This window comes from Bradyrhizobium sp. 2TAF24 (assembly GCF_052115025.1).
Taxonomy (GTDB): Bacteria; Pseudomonadota; Alphaproteobacteria; order Rhizobiales; family Xanthobacteraceae; genus Bradyrhizobium_A.
This window is the reverse complement of sequence record NZ_JBFRFW010000011.1, coordinates 152621-168428: the sequence shown is the minus strand read 5'-3', so window position 1 is coordinate 168428 and position 15808 is coordinate 152621. Positions and strand designations below refer to the sequence as shown.

The window sequence follows — 15808 nt, the reverse complement described above, 5'->3', positions numbered from 1 at the left end:
GCGTCCCTAAGCGGGGTCGCCGGGACGAGCCCGGCGACGACACATTCAGGTCGGTGGCTCTATTCCTAGTCAGGTTCTCAGAGTGACGGATCACTAAACCCTATTTCATCACTTTGCGAAGCGTTCAAAGCGCTGGATGGTGTCCAGCGCTTTGTCATCGATGCTTACTTCTTCTCGGGCAGCGCGCCTTCCGCCTTCAGCACCTCGTGGGCTGCCTTGAAGGCGTCGAGGCCGGCGGGGATGCCGCAATACACGGTGGCGTGCAGCAGGATTTCCTTGATCTCCTCGACGCTGACGCCGTTGGCGAGCGCGCCCTTGACATGGAGCTTGAGCTCGACCGGCTTGCTGAGCGCGGTCAGCATGGCGAGATTGAGCATCGAGCGGGTCTTGTGGTCGAGGCCGGGACGGGTCCAGGCATAGCCCCAGCACCACTCGGTGGTGATGTTCTGGAACGCCATCATGAAATCGTCGGCCTTGGCGATGCTGCCGTCGACATACTCGGTGCCGAGCACCTTGCGGCGGACCTGCAGGCCTTTTTCGAACTGTTCGCTGTGGGACATGGAGTGCCTCTTTCGTGCGGGGGTGGTGGTGAAGATCGGGGTTGCCGTCACAGCCCGAGATAGGCGCTGCGCACGGCGTCGTTGTTGGACAGTTCCTGGCTGGTGCCAGCGAGCACGACGCGGCCGGATTCCAGTACATAGCCACGGCTCGCGACCGAAAGCGCCAGCGTCGTGTTCTGCTCGACCAAGAGGATTGCGGTGCCGGTCTTGCTGATGTCGAGAAAGGTGTCGTGCAACTCGTCGACGACCTTGGGCGCAAGGCCATGGCTCGGCTCGTCGAGCAGCAGCAGGCGCGGCGCCAGCATCAGGGCGCGGCCGATGGCGACCATCTGCTGCTCGCCGCCCGACAGCGTGCCGGCGGCCTGGGTCAGCCGTTCGCGCAGGCGCGGGAACATGGTCAGCACGCGCTCGCGGCGCTCGGCAAGATCGGCGGCCTGGCGCACGGCATAGGCGCCGAGCATGACATTCTCGTCGACGGTCATCTCCGGAAACACATGGCGGCCTTCCGGCACATGGGCGATGCCGAGTGCCGGGATCTGGTGCGACGGACGTCCCACCAGCTCCGTGCTCTCGAAGCGGATGCTGCCGCGGGAGGCGACGAGGCCCGAAATCGTGCGCAGCAGCGTGCTCTTGCCGGCGGTGTTGGCGCCGATGACGCAGACGAACTCGCCGGCGTTCATGGTCAGCGAGACGTCGTGCAGCACATCGACGGCGCCGTAGCCGGCGTTGAGCTTCTGGACATCCAGCAGAGGCGTTGCGGTGGTCATGCCAGGGCCTCCCGTCATGCCGCCGCCGAGCGGCCGAGATAGGCCTCGACCACGGCGGGGTTGCGGGAGATTTCGGCCGGCGTCCCCGTCGCGATCAGCTGGCCGAAGTTCAGCACCACGAGGCGCTGGCACAGCGACATGATCGCACGCATGTGGTGCTCGACGATGATCAGGGTCAGGCCTTCCTCGCGCAGCTGGCGCAGCAGCGCCATGAATTCGTCCATCTCGAGATGGTTCAGCGCCGCCATCGCCTCGTCCAGCAGCAGCACGCGCGGCTCGGTGCAGAGCGCGCGCGCCACCTCGACGCGGGCGCGCTCCGGGAAGGACAGGTCGCGCGCCAGCTTGTCGGCGATGGCGCTGATGCCGACGCGCGCGAGGCACTGCCGGGCGAGCTCGCGCGCGCCTTCGACCGAGCGGCGCATCAAGCCGCCGGTCAGGACGTTGTCGAGCACCGAGGAATCGAGGAACAGCGCGACGTTCTGGAAGGTCTTGACCATGCCGGTAGCCGCGATGCGATGCGGCTTCAGCCCGACCAGCTCCTTGCCCTGCAGCCGGACGGAGCCGCTGTCGGGCCGGTGCAGGCCGACAAGATTGCTGAACAGCGTGGTCTTGCCGGCGCCATTCGGGCCGATCAGCCCGATGATCTCGCCGGCATTGGCGTCGAGCGAGACATTCGACAGCGCCTGGAGGCCGCCGAAGCGCTTGGAAATTCCGGAGACCTGGAGCTGGGGCTCGGCCATCACTTTCCTCCCTTGCCGATGAGGCGCTTCAGCCGCGGACCGATTGCCATGAAGCCGCGGGGCTCGATCAGGATCACCAAGATGAGCAGGACGCCGAACACCAGCTGCGACAGGCCAGCGGCTTCTGCCGAGAAGATCTGGTTGGCGAATTCTTCCAGCGGAATGACGAAGAAGGCGCCGAGGATGGGTCCTGCCGCGGTGCCGACGCCGCCGACGATGGCGATCATCGCCATGCGTACCGACACCGAGGCCACGCCAAACACTGTGTCCGGATCGAAGAAGAACTGGAACTGGGCGTACAGCGTGCCGAGGCAGGCGGTGAGCATGCCCGAGATCACCGCGGCGATGATCTTGGTGCGGGTGGTGTCGACGCCGATGGCTTCCGCCGCGTCGGCATTCTCCTTGATCGCGCGCAGGCGGTAGCCGAGACGGCTGCGGCGGATCTGGAGGAAGATCAGCGTGACCAGGATCAGCGCGGCGAGCATCAGCCAGTAGTAGGGCCGCGTCTCCTTGAACTGCAGCATGGCGAGGCTCGGCGGCGCGAACGGCACCGACAGGCCGACCGGGCCGCCGGTCAGGCTGCCCCAGCTGTTGGCGATAACCCGCACCACCTCACCGAACGCAAGCGTGGCGAGCGCGAAGTAGTGGCCGCGCAGCCGCATGGTCGGCAGGCTGATCAGCAGCGCCGCGACGGCGCCGAGCAGTGCGCCGGCGATCATGCCGAGCCAGGGCGAGAGGCCGAAATGGATCAGCAGCAACGTCGAGGTATAGGCGCCGATGCCGAAGAACGCGGCGTGTCCCAGCGACACCTGGTTGGCGAGGCCGGCGACGATGTTCCAGGACTGGGCCATGGCGCCGAACAGCAGCGCCAGGCACAGGATGCGGATGGCGTAGCCGCGGGGATCGAGGAAGAAGGGCGCCGCGATCGCGAGCGCGACGACGGCGAGAACGACAATGAGACGCATGGCGGACCGGGTCATCGGGCGGCTCCCAGCAGGCCCTTGGGCCGCAGAGCCAGCACCGCGATGAAGACGACGAACAGCACGAGGTTCTGCAACTGGATCGGGAACACCAGCGCCGAGAGCGACTGGATGATCCCGACCGTGAGGCCGCCGACCACCGCGCCGGCAACCGAGCCGAGGCCGCCGAGCACGACGACCGTGAACATCAGCACCACGAACTGGCCGCCGACGGCGGGCGAGGCGGTGAGGTACGGCAGGATCACGGCACCGCCGAACGCGGTGAGGCCGACGCCGAGGGCGAACGCCAGCATGTGCATGCGGTCGGCATTGATGCCCATCAGCTTGGCGGCCATCGGATCCTGCGCCGTCGCCCGCATGGCGCGGCCGAACCAGCTCGACTTCATGAACACGAACAGCACGAGGCCCGACGCCACCGACATCGCGAACGCCGCGAGATAAGGCACGCTGATGAACAGCGGGCCGAGCTGCAGCGACGAGGTCTGGTAGGGCGTCGTGACCGAATGGAAGCCGGAGCCGAACATCAGCAGCGCCGCGTTCTCCAGCACGATCAGCAGGCCGACCGTGAGGAAGATCTGCGCCACCTCCGGCGCCTGCATCACCCGCCGGATCAGCAGGCGCTGCAGCACGGCACCGAGCGCGAACACGATGATGAAGGCGAGCGGCGCCGCCAGCAACGGATCGAGGCCGAGCCATGCCCATGCGTAGTAGGCGACGAACATGCCGAGCATCAGGAACTCGGCTTGCGCGAAGTTCACGATGCCCATCACGCCGAACACCAGGGTCAGCCCGATCGAGATCACGGCATAGACGCCGCCGATCATCAAGCCGTCGAGGATGGCTTGCACCACCGCCATATCAGTCGTTCTCCGCTGTGCTGTCAGGAGGGCGCGAGGTAGCGCGTCAGCTCGCCCAGACCGCTTTGCCCTTGGCGAACTCGGACGGCCACACGGTGACCAGCTCCTTGTTGCGCCACTGCACCATCACCGGGGTGGAGAGGGTGTTGAGGCCGGTCTTGTCGAACTGCACGGCGCCACCGGTCATGGTCTTGGTCCAGCCGCCCGTGAAGCGGGTGTCGTGCAGCGCCTTGCGCAGCGCGTCGGGCTGGGTCGACTTCGCTGCCTCCAGCGCCTGTCCCAACACGTCCATGCACACCGCATGCTCCAGCGCCTCGTGCACCATGAAGTAGCCATAGCGCTTGCGGAAGCGCTCGGTGAGCTCGGGGGCGAGGTCGTAGCTGGCCGGCGAGATCGACAGCACGCCTTCGGCGAATTCGCCGAGGCCCTTTTCGAAGTCGGGAATGACGTAGCCGGCGGCGCCGCCGATCGCGGGGATTGCGATCTTCTGCTGGCGCATTGCGCGAATGATCTGCAGGGAGTCGTTGAGATAGGACACCGGGAACACCGCCTGGGCGCCCGAAGCCCGCAGCTTGTTGATCAGCGGCGTCACGTCGGTGATGCCGAGCGGATAGGCATCGTCCATCACCACCTGGACGCCGGCGGCCTTGGCGCCGTCGCGCAGGCCGGCGGCCTGCGAGGTGCCGTAGGCGGTGTCTTCATACATGATGGCGATCTTTTCCAGCTTCTGGCCGGCGGCGGCGGCGAGCGCCACGGTGCCGTCGAACTGCGCCTTGCCGAGCACGGAGGCCTTGGCGACGACCTGGAAGATGTTCTCGAAGCCGCGGCCGGTGATCTGGTCGGAGAACGACATGGTCAGCAGCGGCACGCCGCGGCGTTCGGTGACTTCCGAGATCGCGATGGTCAGCGAAGAGGCGAAGGCGCCGAGAATGGCGACGACGTCGTTCTGGGTCAGCAGCCGCTGCGCGACGTTGGCGGCGGTGGTCGGGGTCGAGGTCGAATCGGCGACCACGAGGTTGATGCGCGCGCCGCCCAACGCCTTGATGCCGCCGGCGGCGTTGATCTCATCGGCGACGAGCTCGACGCCGTTGCGCGAGTTGATGCCGAACTGCGCGTTGGCGCCGGAGAGCGGCATGATCACGCCGACATTGATCGCCTTGCCCTGCGCCACCGCGTCACGCAGCACGAACGGCATGGCGACGCCTGCGGCCGCGAGTGAAAGAGCCCGCCGCCGGGTTAGTCCTGCCGTCGCCCTGGTTTCAGTCTTGCTCACGGTTGCCTCCCTGAATGCTGGTTTGCGCTTCGCGCTTGGCCAAAAGCCCACGAGGGGGTGGGCCGATGCTGGCGGCAAAGTGGCTGGCCACTGATTGCCTGTCAATAACATTGACAGATTGTCTGATAGTATATGGCCGGCTTTTTTGCCGCAGCTGACCTGAAAAGCCCTTGGCGGATCGGGATCTGCTCTGCTATTAAGAAACCGGACGGTCGGTATCTTAAAGCGAAGGCGTGTCATGAACCCGATGTTGCAGGCCTATGGGGCTCTGGGGCTCGCGATCGTGTGTGAGGTGGCGGCCTCGGCGTTCCTGCAGAAGTCGGAGCAGTTCACCCGGATGGGGCCGATGATCGCCATGACCGTGCTTTACCTGGTGGCGTTTTTCCTGCTCTCCCAGGCGCTGAAGGCGATGCCGCTCGGTGTCGCCTACGCGATCTGGGCCGGCCTTGGTATCGTGCTGACGGCGGTTGTCGGCGTCGTGGCCTTTCGCCAGATGCTGGACATGGCAGCGCTGATCGGCATCGGCCTCATCGTCGGCGGCGTCGTGGTGATGCAGGTGTTTTCCCGGGCGACAGGGCATTGATGATGACGGGCAGCGGTTACAGCCGGAAGAAGGAGCCGGAGGCGGTGCGGCGGGCGCTGCTCGACGCCGCGGCGCGACTGGCGCTGCACCACGGGCTGGCGGGTCTCTCCATCCAGGCGGTGGCCGATGCCGCGGGGGTCACCAAGGGCGGCCTGTTTCATCACTTTCCAAGCCGGGACACGCTGCTGGACGGCCTGATCGCCGATCTCGTGCGGCGGCTCGACGACGAGATCGATGCGCTGATGGCGAACGATCCGCAGCCGCACGGCGCATTCACCCGCGCCTATGTCAACAGCGCGCTCGCCGGCAACGAGTTCGCATTCGGCAGCGACATGGCGGCGCTCAGCATGGCTATGACCACCGAGCCGCGGCTGCGGCCGTTCTGGGCGACTTGGCAGCAGCAACGGCTCGCGCGCCATCGCGACACCGACGACACGCCGCTCCTGGAGATCGTGCGCTTCGCCACCGATGGCGCGTGGTTCTACGGCGCCGCCGGCGCGGAGGGGGCGAGTGCGCAACTCGCGCCGCTGCGCGAGCGGCTGCTCGCGATGACCTACGAGAGCTGAAGTGATTGGCTTGATGGGCGCTGGCGGCGCCCATGGGCCTTGCGATTGAGACGATGGCGCTCGTCACACCAGCAGCACGGTCGACCCGGTGGTCTTGCGTGCAGCGAGATCGGTCTGGGCCCGGGCCGCCTCCTTCAGCGGATAGGTCTGGCGGACGTCGATCTTGACGGCGCCGGAGCCGACGACATCGAACAGCTCCTTGGCCATGGCGACGAGGTTGTCGCGCTTCGCCGCATAAGTGAAGAGAGTGGGGCGCGTGACATAGAGTGAGCCCTTCTGCGCCAGCAGGCCGAGATTGAGCGGCTCGACGCTGCCGGACGACTGGCCGAACAGCGCGACGAGGCCGAGCGGCGCCAGGCAGTCGAGCGATTTCAGGAACGTGTCCTTGCCGACGGAATCATAGACCACAGGTACGCCCTGCCCGCCGGTGATCTCCTTCACCCGCGCGACGAAATCCTCCCTGGTGTAGTTGATGGTGTGGGCGCAGCCGTGCTGCCGGGCGAGCGCGGCCTTTTCGTCGCTGCTGACGGTGCCGATGACGGTTGCGCCGAGGTGCTTGGCCCATTGACTGAGAATGAGGCCGACGCCGCCGGCCGCCGCGTGCAGCAGGATGGTGTCGCCTGCCTTCACGCGATAGGTCTGGCGGATCAGGTACTGCACCGTGAGCCCCTTCAGCATCATCGCCGCGGCGGTCGTGTCGTCGATGGTGTCGGGCAGCTTGAGCAGGCGGTCGGCGGGGATCAGGCGGGCCTCGGCATAGGCGCCGAGCGGCGAATTGCCGTAGGCGACGCGGTCACCGGGCGCGAGATCCGTGACGCCCGGGCCGACCTCCTCGACGACGCCGGCGGCTTCCGCGCCGAGGCCGCTCGGCAGCTGCACCGGATAGAGCCCCGAGCGGTTATAGATGTCGACAAAGTTCAGTCCGACGGCGGTGTGGCGGATGCGCGCTTCGCCCGGCCCCGGTTTGCCGACCGCAACCTCCTCCCAGACCAGAACCTCGGGGCCGCCGGTGGTGTTGAAACGAATGGCGTGTGTCATCGGAATGTCCTCCCTCGCGCGCTGCTGTCGGGCCCGCGCGCCCAATCGATGTTGCGCGGCGATCATGACGCGCCGCGGTCGATCCGGGAAGATCGATTTCGGCAGAGAGCTCCTGCCGGTGACGCAAACCCGGATCGGCGACGCTGCCGTCGTCCGGATTGGCGGGGCACGCGGGCATCGGCAGGCGTCCCCCGCATACCGTCGGTGGCCACGAAAATTTCCTTTTGTCACGCGCCCCGGCAGCAGTGCGTTTCGTGTTGCCGCGCCGCGATCAATGCCATGACATGCTCCGCGGATCGGTTGCTTAATCTAGTAAAACAATCGATTATTCACCGCGCAACGAACGATGGGGAATACGTCATGGCCGTCAATCCCGGAACAGTCTGGTACACGCGCTGCCCGGTGCCGTCGCCGCTCGGCATCGCGGTCCGGCTCGGCTGGGTCGAGGAGTTGTTCGCGCGCGAGAACATCGCGGTGCAGTCGATCGTCGACTCCAAGGATCGCAACGTTCGTGAAAGCCATTTCAATCATCATCTTGCCTGGTCGTTCCGCCAGGGCGGCAGCATCCCGCCGCTGCGCGCGCGCTCGGAAGGGCGGGCGACGCGGCTGGTCGCGCTGACCTGGACCGATGAATTCCAGGCGGTGGTGACGCTGCCGGGCAGCAGGATCGAAACGACCAAGGATCTCGTCGGCCGCCGCTTCGGCGTGGCGCGCCGCCCGGCCGACATCGTTGATTTCCATCGCGCGACGGCGCTGAAGGGCCTGGTGTCGGCCTTGTCGCTGGAGGGGCTGGCGGCGCGGGATGTCGAGATCGTCGAGATCCCGACGAACGAGTCCGTGATCGTGCCGGTCGGTGATCCCCGGCTGTTCGGCCTGCGCCGGCGGCTGACTTATTCGCATGAGGTTGCGGCGCTGCTGCGCGGCGAGGTCGATGCGATCTATGTCAAGGGCGCGGAAGGCGTCTCGCTGGCGAACCTGTTCGGCCTGCGGGTGGTGTCCGAGTTCGGCTTCCACCCCGATCCGCGCATCCGCGTCAACACCGGCACGCCCCGCACGCTGACTGTCGACGACACCTTCCTGCGGGAGCGGCCGGATCTGGTGCGGGGGCTGCTTGGCGAGGTCGTGCGCGCCGGCGAATGGGCGGCGAACCACGCCGACGAGACGGTGCGGATCATCGCCCAGGAGGTGCTGACAAGCGAGGAGGCGGTGCTGGCAGCCCACGGCCGCGATGTGCATCGCACGCTCGGCATCACGCTCGATGCGCCGTTCGTCGATGCGATCGAGAGCTTCAAGGACTTCCTGTTCGAGTGGGGCTTCCTCGAGGCCAACTTCTCGGTGCGCGACTGGGTCGCCGCCGAGCCACTGGCCGATGTGGGGCTGAGCCGGGCGGCGTGATGAGACTTGAGGGATTTGTCGGAGCGTCTGCGACCGCGCCTCGCCATGGCGGGTTGACGCGATGATCAGTCGTCGGTCCGTGATTGCTGGAGTCGGGGCCTCCGTCGCGGTCGGTCATTGGGGCGCCCGCGGCGCGCCGGTGGAGACGATCACGCTCGGCTTCCAGAAGACCGGCATTCCGCTGGTCGCGCGCGAGCTCAGGGTGTTCGAGCGCCGGTTCGAGCCGAAGGGCATCAAGGTGAACTGGGCCGAGTTCACCTCGGGCTTGAACCTGCTGCAGGCGATGGATGTCGGCAGTGTCAGCTTCGGCAACGCCGGCAATGTCGGCTGCATCTTCGTGCAGGCCGCAGGCGGCCGGATCGTCTACCTTGCCGCGCAACCCTCGGGGGCCAAGAGCGAAGGCATCCTGGTCAAGCAGGCGTCGCCGATCCGCACGCTCGCGGACCTCAAGGGCAGGCGGGTCGGCTATGCCAAAGGCTCGAGCTCGCACAACCTGCTGGCGGCGGCACTGGAGCAAAAGGGTTTGTCGCTCACTGACGTCACCTCCGTCGGCCTTGGCGCGGCGGACGGTGCGTTCGCCTTTGAGAACGGCAGCATCGATGCCTGGGTGATCTGGGACCCCTACATGGGCATCGCGCAGGCCCGCAGCGCCACGCGGGTGCTGGCCTACAGCGGTGACGTCATTGCTGACAACGCCGGCTTCCTGCTGGCGAATGCGGCGTTCGCGGCCAGCCATCCCGCGCTCGTCCGCGATCTTGTCGAAGGCTCGGCCGAGGCGGGCGCGTGGGCGAAGGCGCATCGCGATGAGGTCACGGCTGCGCTCGCGCAGGCGACGGGCATCGAGGCCAGCGTGTTGGCTGAGGTCAACGCACGCGCCGGGTTTGACGTCGTGCCGCTCAGCGAGCCGATCCTCGCGTCGCAACAGACCACGGCGGACCGCCTGACCCGGCTGGGTGTGGTGCCCAAGCCGGTTCCGGTGCGTGAGATTGTTTGGCAGCCGCCGGCGTGAGCGCAAGGCGTGAAGGATTGAGCAGAGAGAGCCTGATGAGTGTTGTAGGAGCAAGGGCCGAGGCTGCGCCGTCGCCCCGTCGTGTCGGTGGGCCGCAGTCGCCCGCCCGGATCATTCGCAGCGACGAGGAGGCGATTGCGGTGGCCCGCGAGATCGCCGCGCAGATCGCGGTCCGCGCCGCGGAGCGTGATCGGCAGCGCATCCTGCCGTTCGAGGAGCTCGACCTGGTATCACAGGCCGGGTTGTGGGCGATCAACGTCCCCAGGGCTTATGGCGGCGCCGGCGTGTCCTACGCGACGGTGGGGCAGGTGTTCGCGATCCTTGCATCCGCCGATGCCTCGATCGCGCAGATCCAGCAGAACCACAACAGTGCCGTGCACTGGCTGGCGGCGCTCGGCACCGCCGAGCAGAAGTCGTTCTTCCTCGGACAGATCCTGCGCGGCTATCGGTTCGGCAATGCTTCTTCCGAGGCCGGGGGATCGCGGGTCGATACCCTCGAGACGCAGCTCGTTGCCGACGGCGACGGCTTCCTGGTTCGCGGCCGCAAGGCTTATGCAACCGGCGCGCTGTTCGCCCATTACGTGACGATCATCGCGGCTGACCCGCAGGGGCAGCGTCATGTGGCGATCGTCGAGGCCGGCAGCCCTGGCCTGTCGATCATCGACGATTGGGACAGCTTTGGCCAGCGCATCACGGCAAGCGGCTCGGTCATTGCCGACGACGTGCGGGTGCCAAGCTCGCATGTGCTGCCACTGCATCGCGCCTACGAGGGATTTCCGCAGGGCGCGGTCTCGCAGATCTCCCATGTCGGCATCGATGTCGGGATCGCGGATGCGGCGATCCGCGATGCCATCGATTTCGTGCCGAAATTCTCCCGGGCGGCGCGCGACGGCGGCTTTGCGCGCGCCGTCGACGATCCGCTGCTGGTGGCGCAATTCGGCAAGCTGGAAATCCAGCTCCATGCGGCGGAAGCACTGCTGGAGCGGGCCGGGCGCACGATCGATCGGGCGATCGCCGACCCGAATGATGACACCATTGCCGCGGCCTCCATTGCGGTGGCGGAGGCGAAGGTGCTCGCCAACGACATCGCGCTGCGTGCCAGCGAGACTTTCTTCGAGCTGGCCGGCACGCGCTCCACCGTGCCGCCGCACGCCTATGACCGCCACTGGCGCAACGCCCGCGTTCACACGCTGCACGATGCGGTGCGCTGGAAATATCACGCGGTCGGCAACTACTACCTCAACGGCATCAAGCCGCCGCGGCACGGCACCCTCTAGGGCGTTCTTCGGTGGACATTCGATTTCAACGTTCGGTCCATCCAATGCGGAGCTCAGCAGCCATGCCATTCGACCTGTCGACGATGACCCGGCGATCGCTCCTGCTCGGCAGCGCTGCGTTGTCCGCAACCGTGCTGCTGGATGGCTCCGCCGGGCGCGTGGTCGCCGCCGAGCGCAAGCACGGCGGAACGCTGACCGTGCTGCTGAGCGCCGAACCGCCCACCATCACCACCATCGCGCACACGGCGTTCAACTCGGTTTTCGTCTCGGCGAAGGCGACAGAGGGGCTGCTCGCCTACGACTTCGACCTGACGCCGAAGCCGCAGCTCGCCACCGCCTGGTCCGTCAGTCCCGATGGCCTGCGCTATACGTTCACGCTGCGGCAGGGCGTGAAGTGGCATGACGGCCGCGACTTCACCGCGGACGACGTCGCGTTCTCCATCCGGGCGATCAAGGACGTCCATCCACGCGGGCGCAGCACCTTCGGCAATCTCGCCGAGGTACAGACGCCGGACGCCCACACCGTGATCCTCATCCTGTCGAAGCCGGCGCCCTATCTCATCAGCGCCTTCGCGGCGGCAGAGACGCCGATCATTCCCAAGCACCTGTATGACGGCCAGAAGGTGGACGCCAATCCGGTCTCCAATGCGCCTGTTGGCACCGGGCCGTTCGTGTTCAGGGAATGGGTGCGCGGCAGCCACATCGCCTATGAGCGCAATCCGAACTACTGGGACGCGCCGAAGCCCTATGTCGATCGGCTGATCATCCGCTTCATTCCCGACGGTGCGGCGCGCGCGGCGGCGCTGGAGACCGGCGAGGTGCAGATCGCGCCGGGAACGCCGATCCCCCTGAGCGACGTCGAGCGTCTCAAGGCGCTGCCCAATCTTAAGTTCGAGACCAGGGGCTACGAGTACACCAACAGCATTTCGCGGATCGAGTTCAACCTCGACAAGCCGTATTTCCAGGACGTGCGGGTGCGCCGCGCCTTCGCGCATGCCATCGACCGCAACGTGATCCACAAGGTGGTGAACTATGGCTACGGCACGCCCATTCCGGGTCCGTTCAGCGTCAACCTGAAGAGGTTCTATCTTCCCGACCTGCCGATTTATGCGTTCGATCCGGCGCGAGCGGAGAAGCTGCTGGATGAAGCCGGCCTGCCGCGCCGCGACGGCGGCGTGCGGCTGCGCCTCGTGCACGACTATGTGCCGAGCAACGAGAGCTACCGGCGCGGCGCTGAGTACATCAAGCAGGCGCTCGGCCGGATCGGCGTCGACGTCAGCGTGCGGTCGCAGGATTTCGCGACCTATACCAAGCGCGTCTACACTGACCGCGACTTCGACTTCACCTATAACGGCATGAGCAACCTGTTCGACCCAACCGTCGGGGTCCAGCGCCTCTATTGGTCGAAGAACTTCAAGCCGGGGGTGCCGTTCAGCAACGGATCGCATTACGCCAGTCCGGAGGTCGATGGCCTGCTCGAGGCTGCGGCGGTGGAGGTCGACCCGGACAAGCGGGTCGAGCAGTTCGCCAGGTTCCAGGAGGTCATCGCCCGCGATGTCCCTGACATCGGCATCACCACGGCGCCAGACTTCACCATCCACGACCGCCGGGTGCGCGACCATACGGTCGGCGCCGACGGCCTCAGCGGCAACCTTGCCGACGTGTATTTCGCCGCGCCTTGACGCCCGGCCGCGGCGCGACGAGGACAAGCCCGCCCGCATGGCCGGGAGACGGATTCGAATCGAGATATTTCAGGAACAATTTTTGGTGATGGCAAAGTCTTGCGCATCCGCTGCGCAAGGAATAGTCATCTGGATACGATTCCCGGCGGGCAGTCCGGTCGTTGATGAGGAGCTTGGCCGATGGCCGCGACCCCGAAGTCGAGCAAGGCGGCATCCGCGCCGAAGCTGGCGGCTGCGCCGAAGAAGGCCGCCGCCCTGAAGAAGCCCGCCGCGCCCAAGGCGCCGGCGTCCGCCAGCAAGGGCAAGCCCGAAGAGGGCAAGTCGCAGTCGCTGGTGCAGCAGGCCTACGAGAGCATCAAGGAGCGGATCATCAATCTGCACTTCCTGCCGGGGCAGTACCTCAACGAGGCGGCGATCTGCGCCCAGCTCAAGCTTGGCCGCACGCCGGTGCATCAGGCGCTGCAGCGGCTGCATCTCGAGGGCCTCGTCGATGTGCTGCCGCGCAAGGGCATCATCGTGCAGCCCGACAGCCTCGCGGAAATCATGAAGATCCTCGACTCCCGCGTCACCGTGGAGCCAGAGCTGGCGCGCGCGGCGGCGCGGCGCGTCGCCGCCGGCGAGGTGACCGCCGACCAGCTGTCGCGGATGATGGAGATCGCGACCGCGACGGTCGACCAGGATCCGCCGGATATCGCCGCGTTCACCGCCAACGACCGCTGGTTTCACCGCGAGATCGCCCAGCTCTCCGGCAATGCCATCATGAGCGATTTCGCGCGCGTGCTGCACGAGCGCTCGACGCGCTTCTGGTATCTCAACCTGTGGCAGACCATCGACGTGCCGGCGACCAACCGCCAGCACGCCGAGATCGCGGCGGCCGTGATCGCCGGCGACGACGAACTCGCCGCGCAGCGCATGCTCGACCATATCTCGGCGTTGCGCGCCCGGCTGGAAAAGCTCCAGCGCATGTCGCCCAACGCGTTCCGCTCGCTGCCGCCGCACTGACGCTGGTGTTCTGAGAGAGTACGCCGGTTGCGCCGCGGCGTCGGCGCGCACGGTCGCGCGCCACGAATTTTCATGCCGATCAAGGACATCGTGTGTCCTCGCCGTCGCAGCGGCGGAAGGGGCTTGCTTTTTGTATCATGTGAAATATCATCTAATTCACCTCATGATATCTGGAAGCCGACATGACCAGCACCACGCCTCCGACCACCCCGCCGGGGATGCCGTCCCTCGCTGAAATCCTGATCCAGACGGCGGACATGCCGTGGCGCGCGAAGTCGCTCGCGGGCGTGCACGAGAAGATGCTGTGGCGAAACGACGAGACCGGCGCGTCGATCGCGCTGATCCGGTTCGACAAGGGCGCGAGCATTCCGACGCCGCACCTGCATGCGTCGAACCAGTTCATGTTCTGCCTGCAGGGCCACTACGAGTACACCAGCACCGGCGTGACGCTGCGCGCCGGCTCGTTCTACTGCAACCCGAAGGGCAATGTGCACGGCCCGACGCTGGCGCACGAAGAGACCATCGTGGTCGAGATGTATGACGGCCCGCACTATCCCGAGCGGCCGTCCTGGTACAACAACGACGAGGACGCGCGGTGACCACCGCGGCAACCGACGGCATGCTGTCGGCGGCGACGCTCGCCGAGGCCGTCGCGGCGATCTTCGTGGCCGTCGGCGTTGCGCCGGCGGATGCGGCGATCGTTGCCGAGGATCTCGTCGCTGCCGATGTCGAGGGCGTCGCGTCCCACGGCGTCATGCTGGTGCCGATGTATGTCGATCGCCTGCGCGCCGGCTCGGTGTCGACGGCCTCCACCGGGGAGATCGTCTCCGACCGCGAGGCGGCGGTGGTGATCGACGCGCACGATGCGCTGGGACAGCTTACCGCCCGTCAGGCGGTGGGCCTCGCGGTCGAACGGGCGAAGCGTTATGGCCTTGCCGCCGTTACCGTGCGCAATGCCTTTCACTTCGGCGCTGCCGGCCGCTACGCGCGGATGATGGCGGACGAAGGCTGTGTCGGCATGGTGATGGCCAACACCCGGCCGCTGATGCCGGCGCCAGGCGGCGCCGAACCGCTCACCGGCAACAATCCCATCGCGATCGCGACCCCGAGCGCCGGCGCGTTCGCGCCGGAAATCGACATGGCCTTGAGCGCGGTGGCGATGGGCAAGATCCGCAACGCCGCCGCGGCGGGGCAGCCGATTCCGCAGGGCTGGGCCGCCGACAAGAGTGGCGCGGGAACCACCGATCCGAAGGCGGCGATCGAGGGCATGCTGCTGCCGGCGGCGGGCCCGAAAGGCTATGGCCTCGCCTTCATCGTCGATCTCCTGTGCGGCGGCCTGTCCGACGGCGCGATCGGCGCGGAGGTCGCGCCGCTCTACGGTCCGGCGGCGCGGCCCTATCGCTGCGCCAACCTGTTCCTCGCCATCGACGCCGGCCACTTCGTGGCGCCGGATGTTTTCGCCACGCGCGCCGGCGCGGAGCTGTCGCGGGTGTCCGCGACGCGCCGTGCGCCCGGCGTGGAGCGTGTCTACGCGCCGGGTGAACTCGCCTATGCCGCGCGCAGCTGCGCCGCCGGGCGCTGTCGCGTGTCCGCGGCAGCGCTGACCAGCCTGATCGACACCGCCCGTTCGCTCGGGCTCGATCTCGGCCACCTTCTCTCCAACTGAAAGTCCACCACGATGAAGCAGCAGATCACCACCGACAAGCTCGCCAAGCCGAACGGCCATTTCTCCCAGGCCACCACCATCGAGGCCAGGGGCAAGCTCGTCTTCATCTCGGGCATGACCGCGCGCCGCGCCGACGGCTCGATCGCCGGCATCGGCGACGTCGAGGCGCAGACCCGTCAGGTCTGCGAGAACCTCAAGGCCGCGGCGGAAGCCGCCGGCGGCTCGCTCGACGACGTGGTGCGCGTCGACGTCTATGTCCGCAACATCGAGCACTTCCCGATCATCCACAAGGTGCGCGAGGAGTACTTCAAGGCGCCGGTGCCGGCGTCCACCATGGTCGAGGTCTCCAAGATGGTGAAGCCTGAGTACCTCATCGAGATCAGCGCAATCGCCGTGCTGCCGAACGGCTGATC

17 protein-coding genes are annotated in these 15808 nt (G+C 66.9%); 10 read left to right on the top strand and 7 right to left on the bottom strand.

Translation table 11 applies throughout. The features are described from left to right. Positions 1 to 164: 164 nt before the first annotated feature. The 6 genes from AB4Z37_RS18320 to AB4Z37_RS18295 are packed head-to-tail and all read right to left on the bottom strand — an operon-like array spanning position 165 to position 5177. Positions 165 to 560, bottom strand: a complete 396-nt coding sequence (locus tag AB4Z37_RS18320; RefSeq protein WP_441518167.1) for a carboxymuconolactone decarboxylase family protein — start codon at positions 558 to 560, stop codon at positions 165 to 167. 47 nt (positions 561 to 607) lie between these two features. Continuing rightward, positions 608 to 1309, bottom strand: coding sequence for an ABC transporter ATP-binding protein (locus AB4Z37_RS18315; RefSeq protein WP_441518244.1), 702 nt, complete (start codon positions 1307 to 1309; stop codon positions 608 to 610). A gap of 32 nt (positions 1310 to 1341) precedes the next feature. Further along, positions 1342 to 2067 (bottom strand): ABC transporter ATP-binding protein, encoded by a 726-nt coding sequence (locus AB4Z37_RS18310; RefSeq protein ID WP_441518166.1) that lies wholly within the window; start codon positions 2065 to 2067, stop codon positions 1342 to 1344. Next, positions 2067 to 3047 (bottom strand): branched-chain amino acid ABC transporter permease, encoded by a 981-nt coding sequence (locus AB4Z37_RS18305; protein WP_441518165.1) that lies wholly within the window; start codon positions 3045 to 3047, stop codon positions 2067 to 2069. Before AB4Z37_RS18305 ends, AB4Z37_RS18310 begins: the two co-directional genes overlap by 1 nt. Beyond that, on the bottom strand, positions 3044 to 3904 hold the full coding sequence (locus AB4Z37_RS18300; protein WP_441518164.1) for a branched-chain amino acid ABC transporter permease: 861 nt from the start codon (positions 3902 to 3904) through the stop codon (positions 3044 to 3046). Before AB4Z37_RS18300 ends, AB4Z37_RS18305 begins: the two co-directional genes overlap by 4 nt. A 46-nt stretch (positions 3905 to 3950) precedes the next feature. After that, positions 3951 to 5177 (bottom strand): ABC transporter substrate-binding protein, encoded by a 1227-nt coding sequence (locus tag AB4Z37_RS18295; protein ID WP_441518163.1) that lies wholly within the window; start codon positions 5175 to 5177, stop codon positions 3951 to 3953. Between the two features lie 238 nt (positions 5178 to 5415). Here AB4Z37_RS18295 and AB4Z37_RS18290 point away from each other — a divergent pair, with 238 nt between their 5' ends. Both AB4Z37_RS18290 and AB4Z37_RS18285 read left to right on the top strand, forming a co-directional pair. Continuing rightward, positions 5416 to 5760: a DMT family transporter gene (locus tag AB4Z37_RS18290; protein ID WP_441518162.1), complete on the top strand. Its 345-nt coding sequence runs from the start codon at positions 5416 to 5418 to the stop codon at positions 5758 to 5760. A gap of 2 nt (positions 5761 to 5762) precedes the next feature. After that, a complete protein-coding gene (locus tag AB4Z37_RS18285) occupies positions 5763 to 6326 on the top strand; it encodes a TetR/AcrR family transcriptional regulator (protein ID WP_441518161.1) in 564 nt (187 codons plus the stop codon). 63 nt (positions 6327 to 6389) lie between these two features. On the opposite strand, the gene AB4Z37_RS18280 is transcribed toward AB4Z37_RS18285, so the two are convergent. Continuing rightward, positions 6390 to 7364: a quinone oxidoreductase family protein gene (locus AB4Z37_RS18280; protein WP_441518160.1), complete on the bottom strand. Its 975-nt coding sequence runs from the start codon at positions 7362 to 7364 to the stop codon at positions 6390 to 6392. A 360-nt stretch (positions 7365 to 7724) separates the two neighbouring features. Here AB4Z37_RS18280 and AB4Z37_RS18275 point away from each other — a divergent pair, with 360 nt between their 5' ends. From AB4Z37_RS18275 to AB4Z37_RS18240, 8 genes are all read left to right on the top strand, one after another. Further along, positions 7725 to 8759 carry an ABC transporter substrate-binding protein gene (locus AB4Z37_RS18275; RefSeq protein WP_441518159.1) on the top strand — a complete coding sequence of 345 codons (1035 nt, stop codon included), beginning with the start codon at positions 7725 to 7727 and terminating at the stop codon, positions 8757 to 8759. 61 nt (positions 8760 to 8820) lie between these two features. Continuing rightward, complete coding sequence (locus AB4Z37_RS18270) at positions 8821 to 9768, top strand: aliphatic sulfonate ABC transporter substrate-binding protein (protein WP_441518158.1); 948 nt, start codon at positions 8821 to 8823, stop codon at positions 9766 to 9768. A 35-nt stretch (positions 9769 to 9803) separates the two neighbouring features. After that, on the top strand, positions 9804 to 11045 hold the full coding sequence (locus AB4Z37_RS18265) for an SfnB family sulfur acquisition oxidoreductase (RefSeq protein WP_441518157.1): 1242 nt from the start codon (positions 9804 to 9806) through the stop codon (positions 11043 to 11045). A gap of 62 nt (positions 11046 to 11107) precedes the next feature. Further along, on the top strand, positions 11108 to 12727 hold the full coding sequence (locus AB4Z37_RS18260; RefSeq protein WP_441518156.1) for an ABC transporter substrate-binding protein: 1620 nt from the start codon (positions 11108 to 11110) through the stop codon (positions 12725 to 12727). Between the two features lie 180 nt (positions 12728 to 12907). Further along, a complete protein-coding gene (locus tag AB4Z37_RS18255; RefSeq protein WP_441518155.1) occupies positions 12908 to 13729 on the top strand; it encodes a GntR family transcriptional regulator in 822 nt (273 codons plus the stop codon). 182 nt (positions 13730 to 13911) lie between these two features. Next, positions 13912 to 14328 carry a cupin domain-containing protein gene (locus tag AB4Z37_RS18250; RefSeq protein ID WP_441518154.1) on the top strand — a complete coding sequence of 139 codons (417 nt, stop codon included), beginning with the start codon at positions 13912 to 13914 and terminating at the stop codon, positions 14326 to 14328. After that, positions 14325 to 15395 (top strand): Ldh family oxidoreductase, encoded by a 1071-nt coding sequence (locus tag AB4Z37_RS18245; protein ID WP_441518153.1) that lies wholly within the window; start codon positions 14325 to 14327, stop codon positions 15393 to 15395. The genes AB4Z37_RS18250 and AB4Z37_RS18245 overlap by 4 nt, the downstream gene beginning before the upstream one ends. Before the next feature lie 12 nt (positions 15396 to 15407). Further along, a complete protein-coding gene (locus AB4Z37_RS18240; RefSeq protein ID WP_441518152.1) occupies positions 15408 to 15806 on the top strand; it encodes a RidA family protein in 399 nt (132 codons plus the stop codon). The last annotated feature ends 2 nt before the right edge of the window (positions 15807 to 15808 follow it).